The organism is Janthinobacterium sp. JC611 (assembly GCF_018682595.1).
In the GTDB taxonomy this organism is placed as follows: Bacteria; Pseudomonadota; Gammaproteobacteria; order Burkholderiales; family Burkholderiaceae_D; genus Janthinobacterium.
This window is the reverse complement of record NZ_JAFLJN010000020.1, coordinates 77,214-101,048: the sequence shown is the minus strand read 5'-3', so window position 1 is coordinate 101,048 and position 23,835 is coordinate 77,214. Positions and strand designations below refer to the sequence as shown.

Below are 23,835 nucleotides of genomic sequence, written 5' to 3'. Positions count from 1 at the left end.
CTTTTCAGTTGCGTGCGTGCGACAGCTGGAAGCCGGCGATGCCTTCGAAGGCGGCCAGCTCGGCCGACATGGCCGACAGGCTGGCGCCCGTGTTCTTGCCATGCGCGATGGCGACAAAACGCCACTCCTGCATGCCGTCGCTGCTGCCGATGGTCAGCGAGCCGCCGGCGATGTCATAGCCGCGCTTGGCCGCCATGCGCCGCAGCGCATCTTCGCGCGGAACAAAACCCTGCTTGAAGCGCATGGTGATGGCCACCGCGTGGCGCGACGGCAGCCAGTTCTCCAATTTTGACAGAAAAATCATCGCCATCGCGCACAGGAAGGCCAGGCCCATGGCCGACAGATAAAAGCCGATGCCGACCATGATGCCGATCACGGACGAGGCCCAGATCGAGGCGGCCGTCGTCAGGCCGCTGATGTTGAAGCCTTCGCGCATGATCACGCCGGCGCCGAGGAAACCGACGCCCGTGACGATGCCCTGGATCACGCGCGTGGGGTCGCTGCCGACGATGGCGCCATGGCCGCCGTACCAGAACTCGGGATAGCCGCCCAGCACCGTCAGCGCGGCCGACGCCATGCACACCAGGCTGTAGGTGCGCATGCCCGCCGCGCGCCCGTGATACGAACGCTCGTAGCCCACCAGCAAGCCCAGCAGCAGCGCGCCCAGCAGGTTCAGCAGGATCACGCCGTTCGTCGCCAGCTCGGCCGGCGACCAGTAGGCGCGCAGGAAGTCGATGGTCGGCATTTAATCCTGCGGCTTTTTCGTCAGCTGCTTCTCAAACGCCACATCGAGCTTGCTGACGCGGCGCGCCTTTTGCGGTCCCAGACCATTGACGAAGGCGACGAAGGCGTCCAGTTCCAGCGGCGGGCACAAAGGCGGCAAGCCGGGGCCTTCCGTGAGAAAGAACAATTCATCGCCCGTGCGCGCCATCGTGTAGAGGCGATGGCCGGTGCGGTCCTTGAGCCGCTCGATGGCGGACGTGGCGCGGGTCGAGCGCATCAGATGGCTCCCGTGCGCTGTTCCAGCCACGCCAGCGTGTCGCCGCTCAAGTGCGGCGCCAGGCGCGCGCGCACGGTGGCGTGATAGTCGTTGAGCCAGGCCGCCTCGTCGTCGCGCAACAGCGAGCGTTCCACGCAGCGCGTGTCGATCGGGCACAGGGTCAAGGTTTCGAAGCGCAGGAATTCGCCGAAGGGCGTCGTTTCGGCCGGCACATTCAGCACCAGGTTCTCGATGCGGATGCCCCACTGGCCGGGGCGGTAGATGCCTGGCTCGATGGAGGTGATCATGCCGATCTCCATGGCCGTCTGCGGCTCCGGCATGGCGGACTGGGAAATCGATTGCGGCCCTTCGTGGACGTTGAGGAAAAAGCCCACGCCGTGGCCCGTGCCGTGGCCAAAGTCGATGCCTTCGGCCCACAGCGGGGCGCGGGCGATGGCGTCGAGCATGGGCGACTTCACGCCGCGCGGGAACTGCGCGCGCGACAGGGCGATCATGCTGCGCAAGACCAGCGTGAAATCGCGCTTGTGTTCGGCCGTGATCGTGCCGACGGGGACCACGCGCGTGATGTCCGTGGTGCCGCCCCAGTACTGGCCGCCCGAGTCGATCAGCAGCAAGCCGTCGCCGGCGATCGTCGCTGCCGAATCAGCATGCGCGTGGTAATGCATGATGGCGCCATGCGCATTGAAGCCGGCGATGGTGCCGAAACTGGGGCTGACAAAATGCGCGCGGCGGGCGCGCGCGGCCGTCAGGTGTTCGTCGACGCCGATTTCCGTCAACGGCGCGCGTTGCGGGTCGGCCAGGGTGGCGTCCAGCCAGCTGAAAAACTCGCACAGGGCGGCGCCATCCTGCTCCATGGCGGCGCGCACGTGCGCCGCTTCGGCATCCGTCTTGCGCGACTTGGCCAGGGTGGTCGGGTTGATGGCTTCGACCACCTGCACGCCTTCGGCCACGGCCTGGCGCGTGCCGAAGGTCATGCGGCGCGGGTCCAGCAGCAGGGTCGCGCCGGTCGGCAGGGCGGCCAGCGCGGCTGCCGCGCGGTCATACGCGGCCACGTCCACGCCTTCGCTCTCCAGGGTGGCGCGCAGCGCGGCGGGCACCTTGCCGTCGGCGACGAACAGGGTGGCGCGCTCGGGGCCCACCAGCGCATGCGCGAGGAAGACGGGGTTGTAGTTGACGTCGGCGCCGCGCAGGTTGAACAGCCAGGCGATGTCGTCGAGGGTGGAAATCACATGGTGGCTGGCGCCGTGCGCCGTCATGCCGGCGCGCAGGGCCGCCAGTTTTTCCATGCGCGACAGCGAGGGATACGCGGCCGCATGTTCAACCACGGGGGCGGCGGGCATGGCCGGACGATCCGGCCAGACGGCTTGCAGCACGTCGGTGTCCGTGCGCAGGGTCACGTGCGCGCCCAGCGCCTGCTGCAGCAGGCGCGCATTGGCCAGGCCCAGCACGGCGCCATCGACGGCCACCGTCTGCCCCGGCCGCATGGTCTCGCCCAGCCAGTCGATATACAGCACGCTGGCGCCGGACGGGATTTTCTTCAGGACGATGCCGCTGCCGGCCAGTTCCTCTTCCGCCTGCTCCCAGTAGCGGCCATCGGTCCACACGCCGGCGAAATCCTGCGTCACGACCAGGGTGCCGACCGAACCCGTAAAGCCCGACAGCCACTCGCGGCCCTGCCAGCGGGCCGGCAGGTACTCGGACAAATGCGGATCGGCCGAGGGCACGATGCAGGCGTCGATATGCTGGGCGCGCATGGCGCTGCGCAGTTGCGACAAACGGGAGGCGGGAGTGGCTTGGTCAGGTGTCTGCATGGGGACGAAAAGAGCGGTGCTGGGAAGCCCCTATGATACCCCGATTATCCAGGGTAAGGCACTGCGCGCCCGTAAGGCCTTTTCCGCCGGTTTCAGGTTGCGTTCGAGTTTTTTCCTGATACCCGCGTGGCGCACCTGGTCCAGCGCCATGCGCAGGGCTTGCAGGCCGGCCTGGGTGGGGATGGTTTCCACGCCATGGCCCAGGGCCATGGCCAGCGACTGCGACGGCGCGCTTTTCGCCGTGCCCGGCGCCACGCATGCCAAAGGCAGCAAGACGGTGATGACGGGCGCGAACCATGCGTCATCGCGGTAGGACGCCACCCGCGCGGCGCGCGCCAGCACGCCGGAATCGGCCGTGGCGAAGGCCGCATCGGCCACATACGGCAGCTGGCCGGCATGGATGGCCGCGATGTGCGCAGCCGCTTCTTCCAGGATGGTGCGCGAAAAATCCGCATACGCCGCGTCGCCGGCCAGCACTTGCGCGGGATCCGTGTCGCCGATGTCGTCGCGGCTCCAGTGAGCGCCATGCGGCGAGCGGGCCAGCGCCAGCAAGGAGGCGTCGCGCAGCTGCGGCAGCAAGGCCAGTTCGCGCAGGGTAAGCGGCATGGGCAGCAGGGCGTGGCGTGCCTGCATGGCCGCGTCCAGCCGCGCCAGCGCCTTCGCGCCGGCCAGGCGCGCCTGCAGGAACGACTGATAGTGCTGCTCCGTCAGGTGCCGCACGTCGTCCATCGACACGTCATTCGCCATCATCGGCCTCGTAGCGGCGCAAGCCTTCCAGGTCCAGCACGCGGATGCCGCCGTAATCGAGGCGCAGCAAACCTTTCTTTTCCAGCACCTGCAAGGCCTGGTTGGCGCGCTGGCGCGAGGAACCGGACAGCAGGCCTATTTCCTCCTGCGACAGCTGCACCAGCGTATCGACGCTCGGGTACAGGTGCGAGTGGAACATCGAGGCCAGGCAGCGCGCCACGCGCGTGTTCAGGTCCAGCAGGCGCTCGTTTTCCACCATGCCGATGAACTGGCCCAGCCGTTCATTGAGCTGCATCAGCAGAAAGCGCGTGAATGGCAAGCTCGTTTCCAGCAGCCAGTGGAAGGTGGCGGCGGGCAGGCGCGCCACGCGCGTGTCGCGCACGGCGATGGTGTCGTATTTGCGCATCTCGCGCTTGAGCAGCGAACCTTCGCCAAACCAGCTGCCCGGCGGCATGCCCGTAAACGTCATGGCCTTGCCGGAGGCGGAAAAATTATTCATCTTGACCATGCCGCTGATGACGCCGATCCAGTTGTCCACCGGCTCGCCCTTGCGGCAGACAAAGCCGCCTTTCGGCACGAAGGTCTCGAACACATCCGCCTCGACCCGGGCCATTTGCGCGGGATCGAGCAGCTGCGCCCAGTTGGCCGCGCGCACGGCATCCTTGAGGCTGATATCAGGGTAGGTCATTGTGCGATGCACCATCGAAAAGTGGGTAAATGTCCCCGAAAAGACAACTCGGCAAACTAACGCAAGCTACTATCATTGCACAAACGCCTGACACATAAAAAACACAGAGCGCCATCCAACGAGGTGGCGCCTGAGACAAGCAACAGGGAGACACTGGTGCAAACGAATACCACAGCAGCGATGCCGACTTTTCCGCGGCGCTTATTGCAACACGGAACAGTACGATCCGACAAGCCCGCCTTTCGCGAAAAACACCTGGGCATCTGGCAAACCTGGACCTGGCTTGACGTCAACGACGAGGTGCGCGCGCTGGCTTGCGGCCTGGCCGCCATCGGCTTCCAGCGCGGCATGAACCTGGCCATCATCGGCGACAACCGTCCCCGCCTGTACTGGGCCATGCTGGCGGCGCAAAGCCTGGGCGGCGTGCCCGTGCCACTGTACCAGGACGCGCCGGCCGCCGACATGGCCTATGTGCTGCAGGATGCGGAAATCCGCTACGCCATCGTCGAAGACCAGGAGCAGGTCGACAAGCTGCTCGAACTCAAGGCCCTGTATCCGCACATCGCCCACATCGCCTATGACGACGAACGGGGCATGCGCCATTACCGCCAGCCGGAACTGATGTCCTTTGCCGCCCTGCAGGTGCTGGGCCGGGCCTACGACCGCGAACATCCGGGCTTCTTCGACGCCGCCGTGGCGGCGGGCAGTGGCAGCGATTCGGCCGTGATCCTGTACACCTCGGGCACCACGGGCAAGCCGAAGGGCGTGTGCCAGAGCCACGCGGCGCTGCTGGCCGCAGGCGTTGGCGGCGTCGCCTTCGACAAGCTCACGGACGCGGAAGACATCCTGTCCTACCTGCCCATGGCGTGGGTCGGCGACTGCCTGTTCTCGCTGGCGCAGGCCATGGTCGCCGGCTTTACCGTCAACTGCCCGGAATCGGGCGACACGGTGATGATCGACATGCGCGAAATCGGCCCGACGTGCTACTTCGCGCCGCCGCGCGTGTTCGAGAACATGCTCACCAGCGTGATGATACGCATGGAAGACGCCAGCAGCATCAAGCGCCGCATGTTCAGCCATTTCATGGACGTGGCCAAGCGCTGCGGCGCGCAGATCCTGGATGGCAAGCCAGTCTCGCTGGCGGACCGCCTCAGCTACAAGCTGGGCGAGCTGCTCGTCTACGGCCCCCTGAAAAACGTGCTGGGCCTGTCGCGCGTGCGCGTCGCCTACACGGCCGGCGCCGCCATCGGCCCCGACCTGTTCCGCTTCTACCGCTCCATCGGCGTCAACCTCAAGCAGTTGTACGGTTCCACCGAAACCTGCGCCTACGTCTGCCTGCAACCGGACGGCAATATCAAGTTCGACAGCGTCGGCTTGCCGGCGCCGGGCGTGGAAGTCAGGCTGGCGGCCAATGGCGAAGTGCTGGTCAAGTCGCCCGCCACCATGAGCGGCTACTTCAAGCGCCCCGACGCCACCGCCGAAGTGATCGACGCCGACGGCTACTTTCATACGGGCGACGCGGGCGTATTCGACGGCGAAGGCCACCTGAAAATCATCGACCGCGCGGCCGACGTGGGCAAGCTGACGTGCGGCGCCATCTTCGCGCCCAACTACATCGAAAACAAGCTCAAGTTCTTCCCCTTCATCAAGGAAGTGGTGGCCTTCGGCCATGCGCGCGACCAGGTGTGCGCCTTCATCAACATCGATATCGAAGCGGTGGGCAACTGGTCCGAGCGGCGCGGCATCGCGTATGCCGGCTACACCGACCTGGCGGCGCGCGCCGAGACCTATGGCCTGGTCCGCGACTGCATCGAGCAGGTCAACGCGGAACTGGCGGCCGACCCCTTGATGGACCGCACGCAGGTGCACCGCTTCCTCGTGCTGCACAAGGAACTCGACCCGGACGACGACGAGCTGACGCGCACGCGCAAGGTGCGCCGCAAATTCATCGCCGAAAAATACGCGGTGCTCATTTCCGCCCTGTATGAGGGCAAGGCAAGGCAATACATCGAGACCCAGGTGAAATTCGAGGATGGCCGCACCGGTTCGACCAGCGCCGACCTGCAGATCTGGGACAGCAAAACGTACCGGCCCCAGGGCCTGGCCGCATGATGGAGCACAGCACGATGCAAATGAACGAACCCGACGCCCATTTCGGCGCGGCCCGCAAGACGGGTCCCGTGATCCTCGACTTGAAAAACATCTCGCTGTCGTTCGGCGGCGTCAAGGCCCTGACCGACATCTCGTTCGACGTCAAACAGCATGAAATCCGCGCCATCATCGGCCCCAACGGCGCCGGCAAAAGCTCGATGCTCAACGTGATCAACGGCGTGTACCGCCCGCAGCAGGGCGAGATCATCTACCGGGGCGAGCACCGGCGCGGCATGGACTGCTACCAGGCTGCCAAATCCGGCATCGCGCGCACCTTCCAGAACATCGCCCTGTTCAAGGGCATGACGGTGTTAGATAACATCATGACGGGGCGCAACCTCAAAATGAAGTCGAATTTCCTGCTGCAAGCCCTGTACTGGGGCCCGGCGCGGCGCGAGGAAATCGAGCACCGCAAGAAAGCCGAGGAAATCATCGACTTCCTGGAAATCCAGGCCATCCGCAAGACGCCCGTCGGGCGCCTGCCCTACGGCTTGCAAAAGCGCGTGGAACTGGGCCGCGCGCTGGTGGCCGAACCGGAGATCCTGCTGCTGGACGAACCGATGGCCGGCATGAACGTGGAAGAAAAGCAGGACATGTGCCGCTTCATCCTCGACGTCAACGACCAGCTGGGCACGACCATCGTGCTGATCGAGCATGACATGGGCGTGGTGATGGATATCTCCGACCGGGTGGTGGTGCTCGACTACGGCAAGAAGATCGGCGACGGCACGCCCGACGAGGTGCGCAGCAACCAGGATGTCATCAACGCCTACCTTGGCACGAGCCATTAATTCCCGGGACCCGTATGAATATCAATTTTTTCTTTGAAGTGCTGATCGGCGGCCTGCTGTCGGGCGTCATGTACGCGCTGGTGGCGATCGGTTTTGTCCTGATCTACAAGGCATCGGGCGTGTTCAATTTTGCGCAGGGCGCGATGGTGTTTTTCGCCGCCCTCACCTGCGTCGGCATCATGGACAAGTTCGGCCTGTCGCTGTGGCTGGCCATCCCGCTGACGATGGTGACGATGGTAGCTCTGGGCATGGCCATCGAACGGGTGGTGTTGCGCCCGCTCGTCAACCAGCCGGAAATCACACTGTTCATGGCCACCATCGGCCTGACCTTTTTCATCGAAGGCCTGGCGCAGCTGATGTGGGGCTCGCAGGTGCACAAGCTGGACCTGCCCATCGAAGACGTGCCGATGCCCTTCCTGATGGAGCATTTCAACATCATCGTCTCGCAGTTCGACGTGGTGGCGGCCGGCATCTGCGCGCTGCTGGTGATCTGCCTGGCCTTGCTGTTCTCGAAAACCAAGGTGGGCCGCGCCCTGCGCGCCGTCGCCGATGACCACCAGGCGGCGCTGGCGGTCGGCATCCCGCTGCAGCGCATCTGGGCCGTGGTGTGGGGCGTGGCGGGCCTGGTGGCCATGGTGGCCGGCCTGCTGTGGGGGGCGCGCAACGGCGTGCAGTTCGCCCTCACCTTCATCGCCCTGAAAGCGCTGCCGGTGCTGATCCTCGGCGGCTTTACCTCGGTGCCGGGCGCCATCGTCGGCGGCCTGATCATCGGCGCGTCGGAAAAGCTGGCCGAAGTCTATCTGGGCCCCATGGTGGGCGGCGGCATCGAAGGCTGGTTCCCGTACGTGCTGGCCCTGCTGTTCCTGCTGGTGCGCCCGGAAGGCCTGTTCGGCGAACGCATCATCCGGCGCATCTGACGCCGCACCATGCACACCACGCACAACGCAATCGCTCCACCGCAAAGGACACGCCATGATTTACCGTGAAGCAGGACAATTCAAGACCAGCTACCAGGCTGACAACCAGATTTTCCCGATCCGGCAAGACCGCCTGGCGCTGACGGCCACGCTGCTCGTCGCCGTCTTTCTTTTACCGTATGTCGCCTCGCCCTACATGCTGTCGGCGATCCTGATTCCCTTCCTGATCTTCGCGCTGGCGGCGCTGGGCCTGAACATCCTGACCGGTTACGCGGGCCAGCTGTCGCTGGGCACGGCCGCCTTCATGGCCGTCGGCGCCTTTGCCTCGTACAACTTCATGGCGCGCCTGCCCGGCCTGCCGCTGCTCGTGTCGTTCATCCTGGGCGGCCTGTGCGCGGCCATGGTGGGCATCGCCTTCGGCCTGCCCTCCCTGCGCATCCGCGGCTTTTACCTGGCCGCCTCCACCCTGGCGACGCAGTTTTTCGTCGTCTGGTGCCTGACCAAGATCCCGTATCTCACCAACTACAGCGCCTCGGGCGTGATCACGGTGCAAAAGATGACCATCCTCGGCTACCAGTTCGACACGCCGCAAAGCAAATACCTGCTGGTGCTGGCGATCGTCGCCGGCATGGCCCTGCTGGCCAAGAACATGATCCGCTCGAACGTGGGCCGCTCGTGGATGGCCGTGCGCGACATGGACATGGCGGCCGAAGTGATCGGTTTCAGGCTGATGCGCACCAAGCTGCTGGCCTTCGCCGTCAGCTCGTTCTACTGCGGCGTGGCCGGCGCCCTGTATGCGTATGCCTACCTGGGCACGGTGGAGCCGGAAGCGTACAACCTGGACCTGTCCTTCCGCATCCTGTTCATGATCATCATCGGCGGCGTCGGTTCGATCCTCGGCTCCTTCCTCGGCGCGGCCTTCATCGTGCTGCTGCCCGTCTTCCTGAACACCATCGCGCATGGCCTGGCATTGCCGACCAGCGTGGCCTCGAACCTGGAGCTGATGGTGTTCGGCGCGCTGATCATCTTCTTCCTGATCGTCGAGCCGCACGGCCTGGCCAGGCTGTGGCAGATCGCCAAAGAAAAGTTGAGGCTCTGGCCCTTCCCCCATTAAGTTTTTGCAGTCGATGTCGGTTCACTTGAATACCAAATAAAACAAGAGGAGACACACAATGAAGCACATCAAATCGCTCATGCTGGCAGCCGCCATCGCCAGTGCCGCACTCACCATGGCCGGCAGCGCGCAAGCCCAGGACAAGGAACAGTACATCGCCCTGCCGTCCTACCGCGTGGGCCCTTACGCGGCCGGCGGCTCCGGTTTCTACGGCGGCATCATCGATTACTTCAACCTGGTCAACCAGGCCGGCGGCGTCAATGGCGTGAAGATCAGCTGGGAAGAATGCGAAACCGAATACAACCCGTCACGCGGCGTCGAGTGCTATGAACGCCTGAAAACCAAGCAGGGCGGCGCGACGCTGGTCGAAACCCTGTCCACCGGCGTCGCCTACGGCATCCTGGACCGCGTGGCGCAGGACAAGATCCCCATGACGATGATCGGCTACGGCCGCTCGGACGCCGCCAACGGCAAGGTCTTCCCGTACGTGTATCCGCTGATCTCCAGCTACTGGAGCCAGGCCGCCGCCATGATCAAGTACCTGGGCGACAAGGATGGCGGCATGGACAAGCTGAAAGGGAAAAAAATCGTCCACCTGTACCACGATTCGGCCTTCGGCAAGGAACCGCTGCCCGTGCTTGAAGCGCTGTCGAAACAGTACGGTTTCGAGCTGGTGAAAATTCCCGTCGCGCCGCCAGGCAGCGAACAGCAATCGCAATGGCTGCAAATCCGCCAGGCCAAGCCGGACCACGTGATCCTGTGGGGCTGGGGCGTGATGAACTCCGTCGCCATCAAGACGGCGCAGCGCAACGGCTTCCCGCGCGACAAAATGCTGGGCGTCTGGTGGGCCGGCTCCGAGGAAGACACGATTCCATCAGGCGACGCGGCCAAGGGTTACACGGCGATGACGTTCAATACGCCGGGCAACTACCCCGTGCTCGACGACATCCGCAAGAAGCTCTACGCCACCGGCAAGGGCAACCTGGCCGACCAGTCGCGCATCGGTTCCGTCTACCACATGCGCGGCGTGACAGCCGGCATCCTGTGGGTGGAAGCGATCCGCACGGCGCAGGAAAAATTCGGCAAGGGCAAACCGATCACGGGCGAGCAGATGCGCTGGGGCCTGGAAAACCTGAACGTCGACGATGCGCGCCAGAAGGCCGTCGGCGCGCTGGGCATGTTCCCCACCGTGAAAACCAGCTGCGACGACCATGAAGGCTCGGGCGCCGTGAAAGTACAGCAGTGGGATGGCAAGAAGTGGACCGCCATCACGCCGAAATGGATCGTCGGCGACAAGGCCCTGGTGCGCAAACTGGTCGAGGAATCGTCTGGCAAGTACGCCGAGGAGAAAAAAATCACACCGGCATGCATGAAGTAATGCAGTAGGCGCGAAGAACCGGACCGGCCAGCGCCGGTCCCGTGTTGAACATTTTTAAAGAAGCAGCCATGACCCACACTGCCACGCAAGCCCCGCTCCAGGCGGACGCACCGCCGCCCTACCTGTCGGTGAACAATATCGAAGTCATCTACGACCACGTGATCCTGGTCTTGAAGGGCGTGTCGCTGCAAGTGCCGCAAGGCAAGATCGTGGCGCTTCTCGGCGCCAACGGCGCCGGCAAGTCGACCACCCTGAAAACCATCTCGACCCTGCTGCGCGGCGAACGGGGCGACGTCACCAAGGGCGAAGTCCAGTTCAAGGGCGAGCGCGTGGATCAATTGACGCCGAATGAGCTGGTCAGGCGGGGCCTGTCGCAAGTGATGGAAGGCCGTCACTGTTTCGGCCACCTCACCATCGAGGAAAACCTCCTGACGGGCGCCTACACGCGCAGCCTGTCGCGCGGCGAGCTGAAAGACGCGCTGGACAAGGTCTACCACTATTTCCCGCGCCTGAAAACCCGGCGCGCCAGCCAGGCCGGCTATACCTCGGGCGGCGAGCAGCAGATGTGCGCCATCGGCCGCGCGCTGATGGCCAAGCCGTCGATGATTCTGCTGGACGAGCCCTCGATGGGCATCGCGCCGCAGATCGTCGAAGAGATCTTCGGCATCGTCAAGGACCTGAACCACAAGGAAAACGTGTCCTTCCTGCTGGCCGAGCAGAACACCAACGTGGCGCTGCGCTACGCCGACTTCGGCTACATCCTGGAAAACGGAAGGGTCGTGATGGAAGGGCAGGCCCAGGAACTGGCCAGCAACGAAGACGTCAAAGAGTTTTATCTGGGCGTCTCCAGCGCCGGGCGCAAGAGCTTCCGCGACATGAAGTTCTACCGCCGCCGCAAGCGCTGGCTGGCCTGACGCGGGAGGCAAGTCATGGACCTGGAACGGGCGAAGCAAGTGTGCCGCGGTTTTCCCGGCGCGACCGAAGACATCAAGTGGGGCGACGTGCTGGCGTTTTGCGTCGGCGGCAAGCTGTTCGCCCTGTGCGGCGCGGAAGCGCACAGCACGCGCGGCATGAGCTTCAAGGTCGATGCGGAACGCTTCCTGGAATTGACGGACCGCCCCGGCTTTCGCCCGGCGCCCTACCTGGCGCGGGCCAGATGGGTGCTGGTCGCCAGTCCCGACGCCCTTGACGACGACGAAATGGCCGCCCTGCTGCACCGCTCATACAGCCTGATTTTTGCGGGGCTGACGAAAAAAATGCAACGTCACATTGGAGAATCCGCAACATGACCGATACGCTCGACAGTCTGGAAGCACGCGCCCCCGAAGCGCGCGAACGCGAATTGATGGCCGGCCTGCCGCAGCTGATCGCGCGCGCGCAACAGGCGCCGGGCTGGGCCCGCATCCTCGATGGCGTCAACGCGGCCGACGTCACCAGCCGCGCCGCGCTGGCGCAGCTGCCCGTGACGCGCAAGTCCGACCTCAAGCAATTGCAGCACGCGCAGCTGCCGTTCGGCGGCTTGAACACGACGCCGAAAAACGCCCTGTCGCGCGTGTTCGTCTCGCCCGGCCCCATCTTCGATCCGGAAGGACGCGGCCCCGACTGGTGGCGCTTCGCGCGGCCCATGTACGCGGCCGGCGTGCGCGCCGGCGGCTTGCTGCAGAACTGCTTTTCGTATCACTTCACGCCGGCCGCCTTCATGGTCGAAGGCGGCGCCGCGCGCATCGGCTGCACCGTCATCCCGGCCGGCATCGGCCAGACGGAAATGCAGGTGCAGGCGATGATGGATCTGAAGCCCGACACGTATATCGGCACGCCGTCATTTTTAAAACTGATCATCGAGAAGGCGCGCGAAATGGGCGCCGACATCAGCAGCGTCACCAGGGCCGTGATGGGCGCGGAAGCCTTGCCCGAATCCTTGCGCGGCTGGTTTGCCGAGAATGGCGTGCCGCACGTGTTCCAGACCTACGCCTCGGCCGATATCGGCAGCATCGCCTATGAAACGGCCAGCGATGGCAAGCGCAATCCGGGCATGGTCGTCGATGAAAACGTGCTGCTCGAAATCGTCCATCCTGGCAGCGGCATTCCCGTCGCGCCGGGCGAAGTGGGCGAAGTCGTCGTCACCGTCTTCAATGCCGACTATCCGCTGATCCGCTTCGCCACGGGCGACCTGTCGGCCGTGCTGACGGACGCGCCGGATTCGCCTTGCGGGCGCACGAATACGCGCATCAAGGGCTGGATGGGGCGCGCCGACCAGACCACCAAAGTGCGCGCCATGTTCGTGCATCCGTCGCAGGTGCACGAGATCGCGCGCCGCCACCCGCACATCAGGAAGGCGCGGCTGGTGGTGTCCGGGCGCATGGCCAACGACGAGATGACCTTGCATTGCGAAGTCGACGATCCGCGTGACGCCAGCGGCGTGGAAGCCATCATCGGTTCGATCCGCGAATTGACCAAGCTGCGGGGAGAAGTGGTGCTGGTGGCCGTGGGTAGCCTGGCGCAGGACGGCAAGGTCATCGACGACATGCGCGATTACAAATAAGGCCGATTTGCGGGATAATACCGGCATTGACCATCAGCCCCATTCATCGCCATGCAAGAGTCCATGCAAGAATTTCATCACAACCGTGCCCGTGACCTGATCAAGAACGCGGAACTGCTGTTCGACCAAGATACCGTGCAGGCGTCGATCACGCGCATGGCCGATGTGCTCAACACGCGCTTCAACGCCGAGGACTCGAAGGAGTTCCCGCTGGTGCTGGGCGTGATGGGCGGCGCCGTCGTATTTACGGGCAGCCTGCTGCCGCAACTGAGCTTTCCGCTCGAATTCGACTACATCCACGTCAGCCGCTACGGCGATGACGACAGGGGTGGCGAAGTGGTGTGGAAAGTCATCCCCCGCTCGAACGTGGCGGGCCGCACCGTCATCGTGCTCGACGATATTCTGGACGAAGGCGAAACCCTGGCGCACGTGAAACAGCGCCTGCTGGACATGGGCGCCGCGGAAGTGATCCTGGCCGTGTTCGCGGACAAGGCCATCGGCAAGAAGAAACCCGTGCAAGCCGATATCGTCGGCCTGGTGATCCCGAACCGCTTCGTCGTCGGCTTCGGCATGGATGCGTATGGCTACTGGCGCAACCTGCCGGGCCTGTGGGCCATCAAGCCCGAGGATTTGAAGCAGGAGTAAGGATGGCCTGGATGACGCGGCATGCCGCGTCATCCGGCAGCAGCAGGGTTACAGCTTCAACCGCGCGCGCGCCGCGGCGTATTCGGCCTTCAGGCGCGCCACCATCTCTTCCACGCTCGGCACGTCGTCCATCAAGCCCACGCCCTGGCCCGCGCCCCAGATGTCGCGCCAGGCCTTGGCGCTGCCGGAGCCGAAATTCATCGCGCTCTTGTCCGCTTCGGGCAAGGCTTCCGGATCGAGCCCGGCCGCGACGATCGATTTTTTCAGGTAATTGCCGTGCACGCCAGTAAACAAATTCGTGTAGACGATGTCCGCCGCGCTGGAATCGACGATGGCGTCGCGGTAGCTGTCGCTGACGTTCGATTCCTTGGTCGCCAGCCAGCGCGAGCCGATGTAGGCGAAGTCGGCGCCCATCGCTTGCGCGGCCAGCACGGCGTCGCCCGTGGCGATGGAGCCCGACAGCGCCAGCGGGCCGTCGAAGAATTTGCGTACTTCGCCCACCAGCGCGAACGGCGACAGGGTGCCAGCGTGGCCGCCGGCGCCGCTGGCCACCAGGATCAGGCCATCGACGCCCGCCTCCAGCGCCTTTTTCGCGTGACGGATCGAAATCACGTCATGCAGCACGATGCCGCCATAGCTGTGGATGGCGTCGAGCATTTCCTTGGGCGGCGCGCGCAGCGAGGAAATGATGATGGGGATCTGGTGCTTCACGCACACTGCCACGTCATGCGCGAGGCGGTCGTTCGACTGGTGCACGATCTGGTTGACGGCGATCGGCCCCACTTTTTTGTCGGGATGGGCGGCCTGGAAGGCGGCCAGTTCGGCCTGCAAATCCGTCAGCCATGTGTCGAGCAATTCGGCCGGACGCGCATTCAGGGCCGGGAAGGACCCGACGATGCCGGCCTTGCACTGCGCCGCGACGAGGGCCGGGCCGCTGGCGATGAACATCGGCGAGGCGATAACGGGTAGGGAGAGGTTTTGCAACGCAACAGGCAATGCCATGGCGGACTCGCTGGAAAGTTGATCGGGATGAGAAACACACTGAGGTTGATTATAGTTCAGAAAAAGTACGATCGTGCTGAATTTATCGCGGGCGTGTTTCAGCCGTCGTTAAGCAGGTACTCACCCTCGACGCTTGCCGCCGTGGCCCTCACCAGCTGCGACACGGCCCACTCGGCCAGCGCGGCTGACTCCTGGCGCAGGAAGCGCCGGTTGGCCTCTTCGAAGACGGGCATGCCGCGCAGCAGGGCCGGGATCTCGGCCAGGGCGATGCGCTGGCGTTCCAGCAGCAAAAATTTCAGCAGCACTTTCACCGCGTTCTGCGCGTTGCGCACGGGGTCGGACGCCAGGTAGTCGAGACGCGAATACGCGCGCCGCAGGGCACCGGCGGCATCCGTGAACGGTCGCCCGTGGCCGGGAATGACGACCCGCACGTCCAGGCCGGCGATCAGGTCCAAGGTGGCGCGCGCTTCCAGAAAGCCGGAGCGGCCATCGAGTTCCGGGAAGATCACGCCGAAGCCGTTTTCCCACAAGGCGTCGGCGGAGATCAGGATACCCTCGTCGGCGCAGTAGAAAATCAGCGAGTGCGGGTCGTGGCCGGGTGCGCCCAGCGCTTGCCAGCGCATGTCGGCCAAGGTCAACGTGTCGCCGGGCGAGACGGTGGCGTCAAAGCCGAAGCGCGGGCATTGTTGGCCCGTGGCCTGGAAACTCAGGGCGTCCACGTCCCACGTTCGCACCTTGTCCGCCTCCGACACGGGAATGGCCGTATGGCAGCCGTATTCGGCTTGCAGCAGCGCGTTGCCGCCGCAATGGTCGGAGTGCAGGTGCGTATTGAACAGGCGGTCCAGGGGACGGCCCGCCAGGCTGTGGCGCAGCAAGGCCAGGGTTTGCGGCGCATGCGTGACATAGCCGCTGTCGATCAGGGCCGTGTCATCCCTGCCCTGGAACAGGATGTTGTTCGACGAGAGCCAGCCGCGTTCGAACACCTGCATGGCATCGGGGAACAGCGCTGGCGCTCGCGGCATGGGCTTCCTCAGTAGTCGGGCTCGAAATCGAGCAGCGATTCGCGTCCTGGCAATTCGGCCCACACGGCGCGCTTGAAGTCGTCGTCGGCCTTGCTCCAGGCGATGATCTCGTCGAGCGTGCGCAGGCAACCTTCGCACAAGCCGCTGTTGCGGTTCATCTTGCACAGGCTGACACAGGGCGACGGCACCGGTGAAGGCAAGGGGAGCGGAACGGCGGGCGGAGTATCGACCATCATGGAGCGGCATCGGTGTTTGTACAGGCTTGCATTATGCCGCGAAACGACGCCGGAGAGGCGATGGCGTCGGCATGCAATGTTTCTGTGAATATATTTTCACAGCAAAAGCATGATCAAGATCCCATCTTCTGGAAATTTATTTTGCAACCCATGCTCACTCTGCGGGCACCCGTCCTACACCCGGATCAGGCCAAATCCTGCTTGACTTGAGATATTTCACAACTATACTACCATCCATACAGATGGCAATTGGATGCCACGTGGAGTTTTTGGAGAGATATGGCCAAGCAAGACAACAAGCCCAAAATTGGGGAATCCGAAAAGATCACGATCAACCTGGGCTTGATCGACCTGGGGCAGATCGATCTGCTGGTCCAGGAGGGATTTTATTCCAACCGCACGGATCTGATCCGTACGGCCATACGCAACCAACTGGGTGCCCACGCCGACGTGGTGAAACAAACCGTCGCCCGCAAAAGCCTGGTATTGGGCATGCAGCATTATTCGCGCGCCGACCTGGAAGCGATCCAGGCAGCCGGCCAGCGCCTGCAGATACAGGTGCTGGGACTGGCCAGCATCGCCAGCGACGTCTCCGTGGAACTAGCACTGGCCACCATCGAGTCGATCTTCGTATTAGGTGCCCTGCACGCCAGCACCGTCGTCAAGACGGCGCTCGCAGGGCGAATTCACTAGCGTATTGGTTTGCGGCGATGACCCGGCCGATGCGCGGCACCGTTAAGGATGGTCATGAAACTACCTCTCAACATGCTGGCGCACATGCGCGCCGCGACCCGCAATCTGCTGGGCAATGGCCCCGCCGCCGCCACCGAAGCGATCCAGCAGGCGCTGTCCGCCGCCGGCCTGACGCCGCCGGCAGCAGCCCCGCAAGCGCCGCCACCGCAGCCCCTGCGCGATATCAATCCCCCGCCGGCACCGGCGCAGGCACGCGCCGAGCAGCCGCACGCTGCCGCCGCGCCAGAAACGCCTGCCGCGCCACCGACGCCCGCGCAAGCGGCGCAGGACTTCGCGCAGGATTTCATGGCGCGCCTGGGCGTGCCCGCCGGCCTGGGCCAGCACAGCTTCGACATGCCCAGCTTCGAGCTGCCGAATTTCCACCCGCCCGGCTTCAACGCGCCGGCCGCCACGCCGGCGGACATCCCCGCCGGCGCGCAGTTCATCGACGGCGTGTACCGCAACCATGCGGGCACGCGCTCCTACAAACTGTATATCCCCAGCAGCTATCATGGCCAGGCCATGCCGCTGATCGTGATGCTGCACGGCTGCACGCAAAATCCCGACGATTTCGCCGCCGGCACGCAAATGAATGCGCTGGCCGAAGAAAAGCAGTGTTTTGTCGTCTACCCGGCGCAGACGCAGGGCGCCAACAGTTCGCGCTGCTGGAACTGGTTCAACGCCATCGACCAGCAGCGCGACCAGGGCGAACCGTCGCTGATCGCCGGCATCGCCCGGCAAGTCATCGACGACTACCCGGTCAACGAACGTGAAGTGTTCGTCGCCGGCCTGTCGGCGGGCGGCGCCATGGCCGTCATCGTCGGCACCCTGTATCCCGACCTGTTCGCCGCCGTCGGCGTGCATTCGGGCCTGCCCTTCGCCTCGGCGCAGGACCTGCCGTCGGCGCTGGCCGCCATGAGAGGCGGCGCCATGCCCAATGCCCTGCGCAAGGCGCCGGCGGGCGGCGTGCCCATCATCGTTTTCCACGGCGACCGCGACACCACCGTCAACCCGCGCAACGGCGATGAACTGATCGCCCAGGGCGTGCGCAGCCAGGCTGGCGGCAAGGCGGCCAGGGCCGCTTCCATCGACGGCAGCGTGCCGAATGGCCACCGCTACACGCGCACCACGCACAGCCAGGCCGACGGCTCGCCACTGGGCGAACACTGGGTCATCCACGGCGCCGGCCATGCCTGGTCAGGCGGCAGCGACAGCGGCAGCTACACGGATGGCAAGGGGCCGGACGCCAGCCGGGAGATGCTGCGCTTTTTCAAGACCGTCAGCTGATGTTGTCGGCGAAGGGCGCGATCTGCCGCTGCTTGTCGGCGATCTCGCACACGCCGTCGGCGTAGCGGTTGGAGATGGCGATGAACTGCTCCTGGATTTCCAGGAAGGCGTCGACGATCTCGGCGTCGAAGTGCGAACCGCGCCCTTCGACGATGATCTGCACGGCCTGCGCATGGCCCATGCCCTGCTTGTAGATGCGCCGGCTGATCAGGGCATCGTACACGTCGGCCAGCGCCATCAGGCGCGCCGAAATCGGGATGGCTTCGCCGGCCAGGCCTTGCGGGTAGCCGCTGCCATCCCATTTTTCATGGTGGCTGTAGGCGATCTCCTTGGCGTACTTGAGGAAGTCGACTTCGATGCCCAGCTCGTGCTCGGCCGCCAGGATGGCGTCGCGTCCCAGGGTCGTGTGCGTCTTCATGATGGCCATTTCGTGCGGTTCGAAACGTCCCGGCTTGAGCAGGATATGGTCGGGGATGCCCACCTTGCCGATATCGTGCAGCGGCGCCGTCTTGAACAGCAGTTCGATATTCTTGTCCGTCAAAAAGTCGCGGAAACGCGGCAGGCCGCGCACCTTCTCCGCCAGCGCCTTCAGGTAGTGCGAGGTGCGGCGGATATGGTTGCCCGTCTCGCTGTCGCGCGTCTCGGCCAGCGAGGCCATGGCGTGGATGGTGACGTCCTGCAGCGCCGCCACTTCCTGCACGCGGCGCTCCACTTCCGTTTCCAGGTAATGATTCTGGTCGCGCAAGAAATCCTGCATCTGCTTCATCGCCAGCTGGGTCTTGATGCGCGCCAGCACGATGGGCGCCGAAATCGGCTTGGTGATGTAATCGACGGCGCCCAGGGCCAGGCCCAGCTGCTCGTCGGCCACTTCGCTCATGGCGGTGACGAAAATCACGGGGATGCCGGCCGTGGCGGGATCGCCCTTCAGCGCGCGGCACACATCGTAGCCGCTCATGCCCGGCATCATGATGTCGAGCAGGATCAGGTCGGGCTGGTCGCTGCCGGCGGCGATCTTCAGGGCGCGTTCGCCATTGACGGCGATCTTGGTGCGGTAGTCGTCTTCCAGCACCGCGCGCAGCAGGTCGATATTGTCTGGCGTGTCATCGACCACCAGGATGGTTGGCTTGCTTGCGGGCGCTCTCATGCCCGTCCTTCGCTCTGCATAGTTATCCTTGTCACAGTGTCAGCTCCAGCGCATCGGCCACCTCGCCCAGCTGCGCCAGCGCCCCTTCGAAATCGTATTGTCCCAGCATGCGCTTCAACTGGCGCGCGTGTTCCGCCTGCCCCGCCGCGACCAGCACGGGGCCGATGCCTTCCAGGTGCTTGACGGCCTGCGCATCGTCCTGCTGCAGCAGCTGCGACAATTCGCGCAAGCCCGCTTCCAGGCGCGCCCGGTCCACCGGCGCCACGTGCGCCAGCGCCGCGCCGCCCGCCTCGGTCACATGGCCGCGCGACTGCATGGCCAGCACGATCTTCGGCACCAGCTCGTCGAGCGCCAGCGTGCAGGCTGCCAATGCCTGCGGCAAGCCGTCGTGCGAACCCAGGCTGAGCAAGTGCTCGACCCGCGCGGCGCTGTCGGCCAGGCCGCCGGCGCCGATATTGCCGGCCAGGCCCTTCAGCGTATGCGCTTCGCGGATCGCCGTCTCGAGCTGGTTGTTCTCGATGGCGGCGGCGATGCGCTGCATGGCGTCGAACTGGGTTTCCACGAAGCGATCCAGCAATTTTCGCATCAAAGCGGCATTGCCGCCCACGCGGCGCATGGCTTCGGCCATTTTCAGGCCGGCGATCACGGGCAGCTCCGCCTCCGGCTGCGCCACCGCCGCCGTCATTGCCTGCGGCGTGGCCGGCGCGATCCAGCGCGCCAGGGTACCGAACAGCTGCGCCACGTCGATCGGCTTGGCGATGAAATCGTTCATGCCGGCGTCCAGGCATTTTTCCTTGTCGCCCACCATGGCATTGGCCGTCATGGCGATCACGGGCAAATTCGAATAACGGGGATCCTGGCGCAGTTTGCGCGTCGCCTGGTAGCCATCCATCACCGGCATCTGGCAATCCATCAGCACGCCGTCATAGGCGTTTTCCTCGATCTTCGCCAGCGCGATGGCGCCATTGCTGGCGATGTCGACGCGGATGCCGGCGTCGTTGAGAATATGCTGCGCCACTTCCTGGTTCACCTCATTATCCTCCACCAGCAGCAGCCAGGCGCCGCGCAGGGCGCGCTCGTCGTCGCGGTAGCTGCTCTGGCGCTGTGTCTTGCGGCTCTGCCCCGTCACGCCGCCAAACACGAACGCTATCTGGTCGAGCAGGGTCGAGGCGCTGACCGGCTTGTTCAATACGCCGTCGAGCGGCAGGTCGCGCTGGCGCGCCGCCTCCAGCAGCGCTTCGCGGTGGAAGGCCGTGACCATGATGCAGGCCGGCGCCGCCTCGGTGCCCGCGGCGTCGGCGCGGATGCCGGCCAGGGCATCGAGGCCGTTCATGCCCGGCATTTTCCAGTCCATCAGCACCAGCCCGTACGGACGCCCCTCGGCGCGCGCCTGCGCCACGGCGCCGATGGCCAGCACGCCGCCAAACACGGCGCGCGCCTCGAAACCGAGCGCCGTCAGCATGCCGACGAAGATTTCACGCGCGCTGGGGTTGTCGTCGACCACCAGCACGCGCAGGCCCTGGAACTGCTGCTGATGCCGCAGTTGCGGCAGGCTATCGCGCGGCACGGCGGCCAGGCCGAAGCGGGCCGTGAAGAAAAAAGTGCTGCCCACGCCCGCTTCGCTGACCAGGTCGATCTCGCCTTCCATCATTTCCACCAGGCGCTTGCTGATGGTCAGTCCCAGGCCCGTGCCGCCATGGTGCCGCGTGGTGGAGGTGTCGGCCTGGGTGAATGCCTGGAACAATTTGCTGCGCTGGGACGGCGTGAGGCCGATGCCCGTGTCGCGCACGTCCACGCGCAGCACCGCCGCATGTTCTTCCAGCCGCTGCAGGCGGATGGTGACGACGATCTCGCCCTTTTCCGTGAACTTGATCGCGTTGTTGGTCAGGTTGATCAGCACCTGGCCCAGGCGCAGCGGATCGCCCTGCAGCGCGTTCGGCACGTCGGGCGCGATGTCGAACAGCAGTTCGAGCCCCTTGTCCTGCGCCCGCATCACGGACAGGTCGGCGATCTGCGCCAGCACGTCCTCGAGGAAGAAATCGACTTTTTCAAAGGCCATCTTGCCCGCCTCGATCTTCGAGAAATCGAGGATGTCGTCGATGATGGCCAGCAGGTTCTTCGAAGCCGATTCCACCTTTTCCAGGTAGTTGCGCTGGGTCGGCGTGAGTTCCGTCTGCAGCGCCAGGTGGGTCATGCCGATGATGCCGTTCATCGGCGTGCGGATTTCGTGCGACATATTGGCCAGGAAGTCCGACTTCATCTTGGTCGCATCCTCGGCCACTTCGACGGCGTGGCGCAGGTCCTGCTCGACGGCCAGGCTGGTGCTCATGTCCTTGAGCGCCTGCAGCAATTCGCCCGTCTCGTCGCGCGACGTCACTTCGATGACGGAACTGAGGTCGCCATTGGCCACGCGCGTGGCGATCGCCACCGCCTCGCCCAGCGGCCGCGTGATCGAACGCGCCGACCAGGCAAAGGCGAGGCCCGTCAGCAGGGCCGCCAGGCCGATGCCGCCCATCAGCAGCAGCGAGGTGTCGATGTCGTTGCGTATCCTGGCCGCGCTGTCGCGGATCAGCTGCTGCTGCAAGTCGTCGAGCTGACCGACATACAGCAGCACTTTTTCCAGCACCGGCAAGGTCTGCGTCTGCATGGCCTGCTCGGCGCGCGCATCCTCGCCGCGCTCGACCAGCTCGAACATCGTCTTGAGCGAGACATAGTAATCGGCGCGCGCCAGGTGCATCTGTTCCAGCAGGCGCCGTTCCTCGGGCCGCGCATCGAGGCCGTCGAGGATGCGCACCTGCTCGTCGATGCCCTGCTTGATCGCCTCCAGGCGCGCCTGGTTCGCCTGGCGCAGCGCCAGCTTGTGCTGGTTCGGCAAACTGCCGATGCGCGTGGCCGCCTCGCGCGCCAGCCCGTGGATCTTGCTGGTGGCCTTGGCGGCGACCCAGTCGCGCTGCAGGATATCGTCGGTCTCGGCGCGGATGGCATAGATGCGGCTGCCAGACAGGACGATGACGACCAGCATCAGCACGATCAACATGGCGTAACCGGCATTGATGCGCACGCCGATGCGGATATCCCTGAAACGCATAACTTTCCTATAAGAAATTCTTGAAAGCCGAAGTCTGAACGTATTCCCCTACAAAATGCAAGGTCTTTTGCAAAGGGAAAAGCGCGCCGATGCGCTTATTTGGCTGGCGTTGCCGCCGCAGGGGGCAAGGCGGCGATGCGCGCCTGCAGGCAGGCGGGGCACCAGCAGCCCGCGGCCGCGGCGCCGGGCACGGGAAGGGCCGGCGGCAGGGCGATGCACCAGCAGGGTTCCTTGGCGTCAGGATCGAGCTGGCCACACTGGAAGGTGGCGCCGCACAGGCTGCATACGCTCATGGCTGTGTTTGAATTGGCAAGTGTGTGTCCTGCCGCGCCGGGAGGCGACGCAGATGTAACGGGCAGTAAATGGGCTGGCTGGGGGACATATCGGGCCAGACTATAGGATCATCAGGGAAAATACAACAAGATCGCCCTATAATGCCTCCAAGATTTTCTTCTTCCCTGTAAAATCCCACCAATCTATTTTCCGGACTCGCCATGAATCAACTAGCTAACTTGAACCTGGACATGAATGACGACTTGACGGCGGTGTCGCCGCAAATCAAGGCGCAGATTCTGGCCGAGGCCCTGCCCTACATCCGCAATTTCCATGGCAAGACCATCGTCATCAAGTACGGTGGCAACGCCATGACGGACGAACGCCTGAAGCACGGCTTCGCGCGCGACGTCATCCTGCTCAAGCTGGTCGGCATGAACCCTGTCGTGGTGCACGGCGGCGGACCGCAGATCGACAATGCGCTGAAAAAAATCGGCAAGCAAGGCACCTTCGTGCAAGGCATGCGCATCACCGACGAAGAAACCATGGAAGTGGTGGAGTGGGTGCTGGGCGGCGAAGTGCAGCAGGATATCGTCATGCTGATCAACCATTACGGCGGCCAGGCCGTGGGCCTGACGGGCAAGGACGGCGGCTTGATCCGCGCGCGCAAGATGCAGATGCCGGACCGCGAACATCCGGGCGAATTCCTCGACATCGGCTTTGTCGGCGAGATCGACGCGATCAACCCGGCCGTCGTCAAGGCGCTGCAGGACGACGCCTTCATTCCCATCATCTCGCCGATCGGTTTCGGCCAGGATGGCCAGGCCTACAACATCAACGCCGACGTGGTAGCCGGCAAGATCGCGGAAATCCTGAAGGCGGAAAAGCTGATCATGATGACCAACATCGCCGGCGTCCAGGACAAGCAGGGCAAGCTGGTGACCGACCTGTCGGCGCGTGAAATCGACGAGATGTTCGCCGATGGCACGATCTCGGGCGGCATGCTGCCGAAGATCTCGTCCGCGCTCGACGCGGCCAAGTCCGGCGTGAACACGGTACACATCATCGATGGCCGCATCGAACACTCATTATTGCTGGAAGTGTTGACCGAGCAGGCTTTTGGTACTATGATCCGTTCGCACTAAAAAATAATTCGGCGCAATTCACCCAGCGCCGATTTTTTATGCCCTTGTAGCTCAGTGGTAGAGCACTCCCTTGGTAAGGGAGAGGCCACGTGTTCGATCCACGTCAAGGGCACCAGTATCCT

At 64.4% G+C, this 23,835-nt stretch carries 23 protein-coding genes and 1 tRNA gene; 13 read left to right on the top strand and 11 right to left on the bottom strand.

The genetic code is table 11. The annotated features are described in order from the left end of the window. Positions 1-4: 4 nt before the first annotated feature. From J0O65_RS13035 to J0O65_RS13015, 5 genes are read right to left on the bottom strand one after another with little or no spacing between them, the layout of a single operon-like run. Positions 5-745: an MgtC/SapB family protein gene (locus J0O65_RS13035; protein WP_215407320.1), complete on the bottom strand. Its 741-nt coding sequence runs from the start codon at positions 743-745 to the stop codon at positions 5-7. Further along, positions 746-1,000, bottom strand: coding sequence for a hypothetical protein (locus J0O65_RS13030; RefSeq protein ID WP_215407318.1), 255 nt, complete (start codon positions 998-1,000; stop codon positions 746-748). Beyond that, complete coding sequence (locus J0O65_RS13025) at positions 1,000-2,811, bottom strand: aminopeptidase P family protein (protein WP_215407316.1); 1,812 nt, start codon at positions 2,809-2,811, stop codon at positions 1,000-1,002. Before J0O65_RS13025 ends, J0O65_RS13030 begins: the two co-directional genes overlap by 1 nt. 30 nt (positions 2,812-2,841) lie before the next feature. Continuing rightward, positions 2,842-3,561, bottom strand: a complete 720-nt coding sequence (locus J0O65_RS13020; RefSeq protein WP_215407314.1) for a hypothetical protein — start codon at positions 3,559-3,561, stop codon at positions 2,842-2,844. Continuing rightward, positions 3,548-4,246, bottom strand: coding sequence for a Crp/Fnr family transcriptional regulator (locus tag J0O65_RS13015; RefSeq protein WP_215407312.1), 699 nt, complete (start codon positions 4,244-4,246; stop codon positions 3,548-3,550). The genes J0O65_RS13020 and J0O65_RS13015 overlap by 14 nt, the downstream gene beginning before the upstream one ends. 180 nt (positions 4,247-4,426) lie before the next feature. Between J0O65_RS13015 and J0O65_RS13010 the strand changes: the two genes are divergently transcribed. From J0O65_RS13010 to J0O65_RS12970, 9 genes are all read left to right on the top strand, one after another. Continuing rightward, on the top strand, positions 4,427-6,358 hold the full coding sequence (locus tag J0O65_RS13010) for an AMP-binding protein (RefSeq protein WP_215407642.1): 1,932 nt from the start codon (positions 4,427-4,429) through the stop codon (positions 6,356-6,358). Positions 6,359-6,372: 14 nt separating this feature from the next. Continuing rightward, positions 6,373-7,188: an ABC transporter ATP-binding protein gene (locus tag J0O65_RS13005; protein ID WP_251373731.1), complete on the top strand. Its 816-nt coding sequence runs from the start codon at positions 6,373-6,375 to the stop codon at positions 7,186-7,188. A 20-nt stretch (positions 7,189-7,208) separates the two neighbouring features. Continuing rightward, positions 7,209-8,105, top strand: a complete 897-nt coding sequence (locus J0O65_RS13000; protein ID WP_215407640.1) for a branched-chain amino acid ABC transporter permease — start codon at positions 7,209-7,211, stop codon at positions 8,103-8,105. A 55-nt stretch (positions 8,106-8,160) separates the two neighbouring features. Then, positions 8,161-9,219: a branched-chain amino acid ABC transporter permease gene (locus J0O65_RS12995; RefSeq protein WP_215407308.1), complete on the top strand. Its 1,059-nt coding sequence runs from the start codon at positions 8,161-8,163 to the stop codon at positions 9,217-9,219. Positions 9,220-9,277: 58 nt separating this feature from the next. After that, on the top strand, positions 9,278-10,597 hold the full coding sequence (locus J0O65_RS12990) for an ABC transporter substrate-binding protein (protein ID WP_215407306.1): 1,320 nt from the start codon (positions 9,278-9,280) through the stop codon (positions 10,595-10,597). 68 nt (positions 10,598-10,665) lie between these two features. Continuing rightward, positions 10,666-11,511, top strand: a complete 846-nt coding sequence (locus tag J0O65_RS12985; RefSeq protein ID WP_215407304.1) for an ABC transporter ATP-binding protein — start codon at positions 10,666-10,668, stop codon at positions 11,509-11,511. 15 nt (positions 11,512-11,526) lie between these two features. After that, positions 11,527-11,886, top strand: a complete 360-nt coding sequence (locus J0O65_RS12980) for an MmcQ/YjbR family DNA-binding protein (RefSeq protein ID WP_215407302.1) — start codon at positions 11,527-11,529, stop codon at positions 11,884-11,886. Further along, positions 11,883-13,139 (top strand): phenylacetate--CoA ligase family protein, encoded by a 1,257-nt coding sequence (locus J0O65_RS12975; protein WP_215407300.1) that lies wholly within the window; start codon positions 11,883-11,885, stop codon positions 13,137-13,139. Before J0O65_RS12980 ends, J0O65_RS12975 begins: the two co-directional genes overlap by 4 nt. A gap of 63 nt (positions 13,140-13,202) precedes the next feature. Continuing rightward, positions 13,203-13,784 carry a hypoxanthine-guanine phosphoribosyltransferase gene (locus tag J0O65_RS12970; RefSeq protein WP_215407298.1) on the top strand — a complete coding sequence of 194 codons (582 nt, stop codon included), beginning with the start codon at positions 13,203-13,205 and terminating at the stop codon, positions 13,782-13,784. Between the two features lie 48 nt (positions 13,785-13,832). On the opposite strand, the gene J0O65_RS12965 is transcribed toward J0O65_RS12970, so the two are convergent. The 3 genes from J0O65_RS12965 to J0O65_RS12955 all read right to left on the bottom strand — a co-directional run bounded on the left by J0O65_RS12965 (position 13,833) and on the right by J0O65_RS12955 (position 16,044). Further along, positions 13,833-14,786 (bottom strand): NAD(P)H-dependent flavin oxidoreductase, encoded by a 954-nt coding sequence (locus J0O65_RS12965; protein ID WP_215407297.1) that lies wholly within the window; start codon positions 14,784-14,786, stop codon positions 13,833-13,835. Positions 14,787-14,884: 98 nt separating this feature from the next. Then, a complete protein-coding gene (locus tag J0O65_RS12960) occupies positions 14,885-15,808 on the bottom strand; it encodes an MBL fold metallo-hydrolase (RefSeq protein WP_215407295.1) in 924 nt (307 codons plus the stop codon). A gap of 8 nt (positions 15,809-15,816) precedes the next feature. After that, entirely contained in the window at positions 15,817-16,044 is a 228-nt protein-coding gene (locus J0O65_RS12955; protein WP_353056191.1) for a DUF1289 domain-containing protein, read from the bottom strand. A 279-nt stretch (positions 16,045-16,323) separates the two neighbouring features. Between J0O65_RS12955 and J0O65_RS12950 the strand changes: the two genes are divergently transcribed. After that, positions 16,324-16,737, top strand: a complete 414-nt coding sequence (locus J0O65_RS12950) for a ribbon-helix-helix domain-containing protein (protein WP_215407293.1) — start codon at positions 16,324-16,326, stop codon at positions 16,735-16,737. 54 nt (positions 16,738-16,791) lie between these two features. Continuing rightward, positions 16,792-18,063 carry an extracellular catalytic domain type 1 short-chain-length polyhydroxyalkanoate depolymerase gene (locus tag J0O65_RS12945; protein WP_251373729.1) on the top strand — a complete coding sequence of 424 codons (1,272 nt, stop codon included), beginning with the start codon at positions 16,792-16,794 and terminating at the stop codon, positions 18,061-18,063. On the opposite strand, the gene J0O65_RS12940 is transcribed toward J0O65_RS12945, so the two are convergent. The 3 genes from J0O65_RS12940 to J0O65_RS12930 all read right to left on the bottom strand — a co-directional run bounded on the left by J0O65_RS12940 (position 18,056) and on the right by J0O65_RS12930 (position 22,588). Then, positions 18,056-19,207: a response regulator gene (locus J0O65_RS12940; RefSeq protein ID WP_215407292.1), complete on the bottom strand. Its 1,152-nt coding sequence runs from the start codon at positions 19,205-19,207 to the stop codon at positions 18,056-18,058. The genes J0O65_RS12945 and J0O65_RS12940 overlap by 8 nt on opposite strands. A gap of 31 nt (positions 19,208-19,238) precedes the next feature. Continuing rightward, complete coding sequence (locus tag J0O65_RS12935; protein WP_215407290.1) at positions 19,239-22,295, bottom strand: response regulator; 3,057 nt, start codon at positions 22,293-22,295, stop codon at positions 19,239-19,241. 95 nt (positions 22,296-22,390) lie between these two features. Continuing rightward, the gene (locus tag J0O65_RS12930) at positions 22,391-22,588 is read right to left on the bottom strand and encodes a cysteine-rich CWC family protein (protein ID WP_215407288.1); all 198 of its coding nucleotides are present in this window, start codon (positions 22,586-22,588) and stop codon (positions 22,391-22,393) included. 231 nt (positions 22,589-22,819) lie between these two features. On the opposite strand from J0O65_RS12930, the gene argB reads away from it, so the two are divergent. Both argB and J0O65_RS12920 read left to right on the top strand, forming a co-directional pair. Then, complete coding sequence (gene argB / locus J0O65_RS12925; RefSeq protein ID WP_152251658.1) at positions 22,820-23,713, top strand: acetylglutamate kinase; 894 nt, start codon at positions 22,820-22,822, stop codon at positions 23,711-23,713. A gap of 40 nt (positions 23,714-23,753) precedes the next feature. Continuing rightward, positions 23,754-23,828, top strand: a tRNA-Thr gene (locus J0O65_RS12920). Positions 23,829-23,835: the final 7 nt, after the last annotated feature.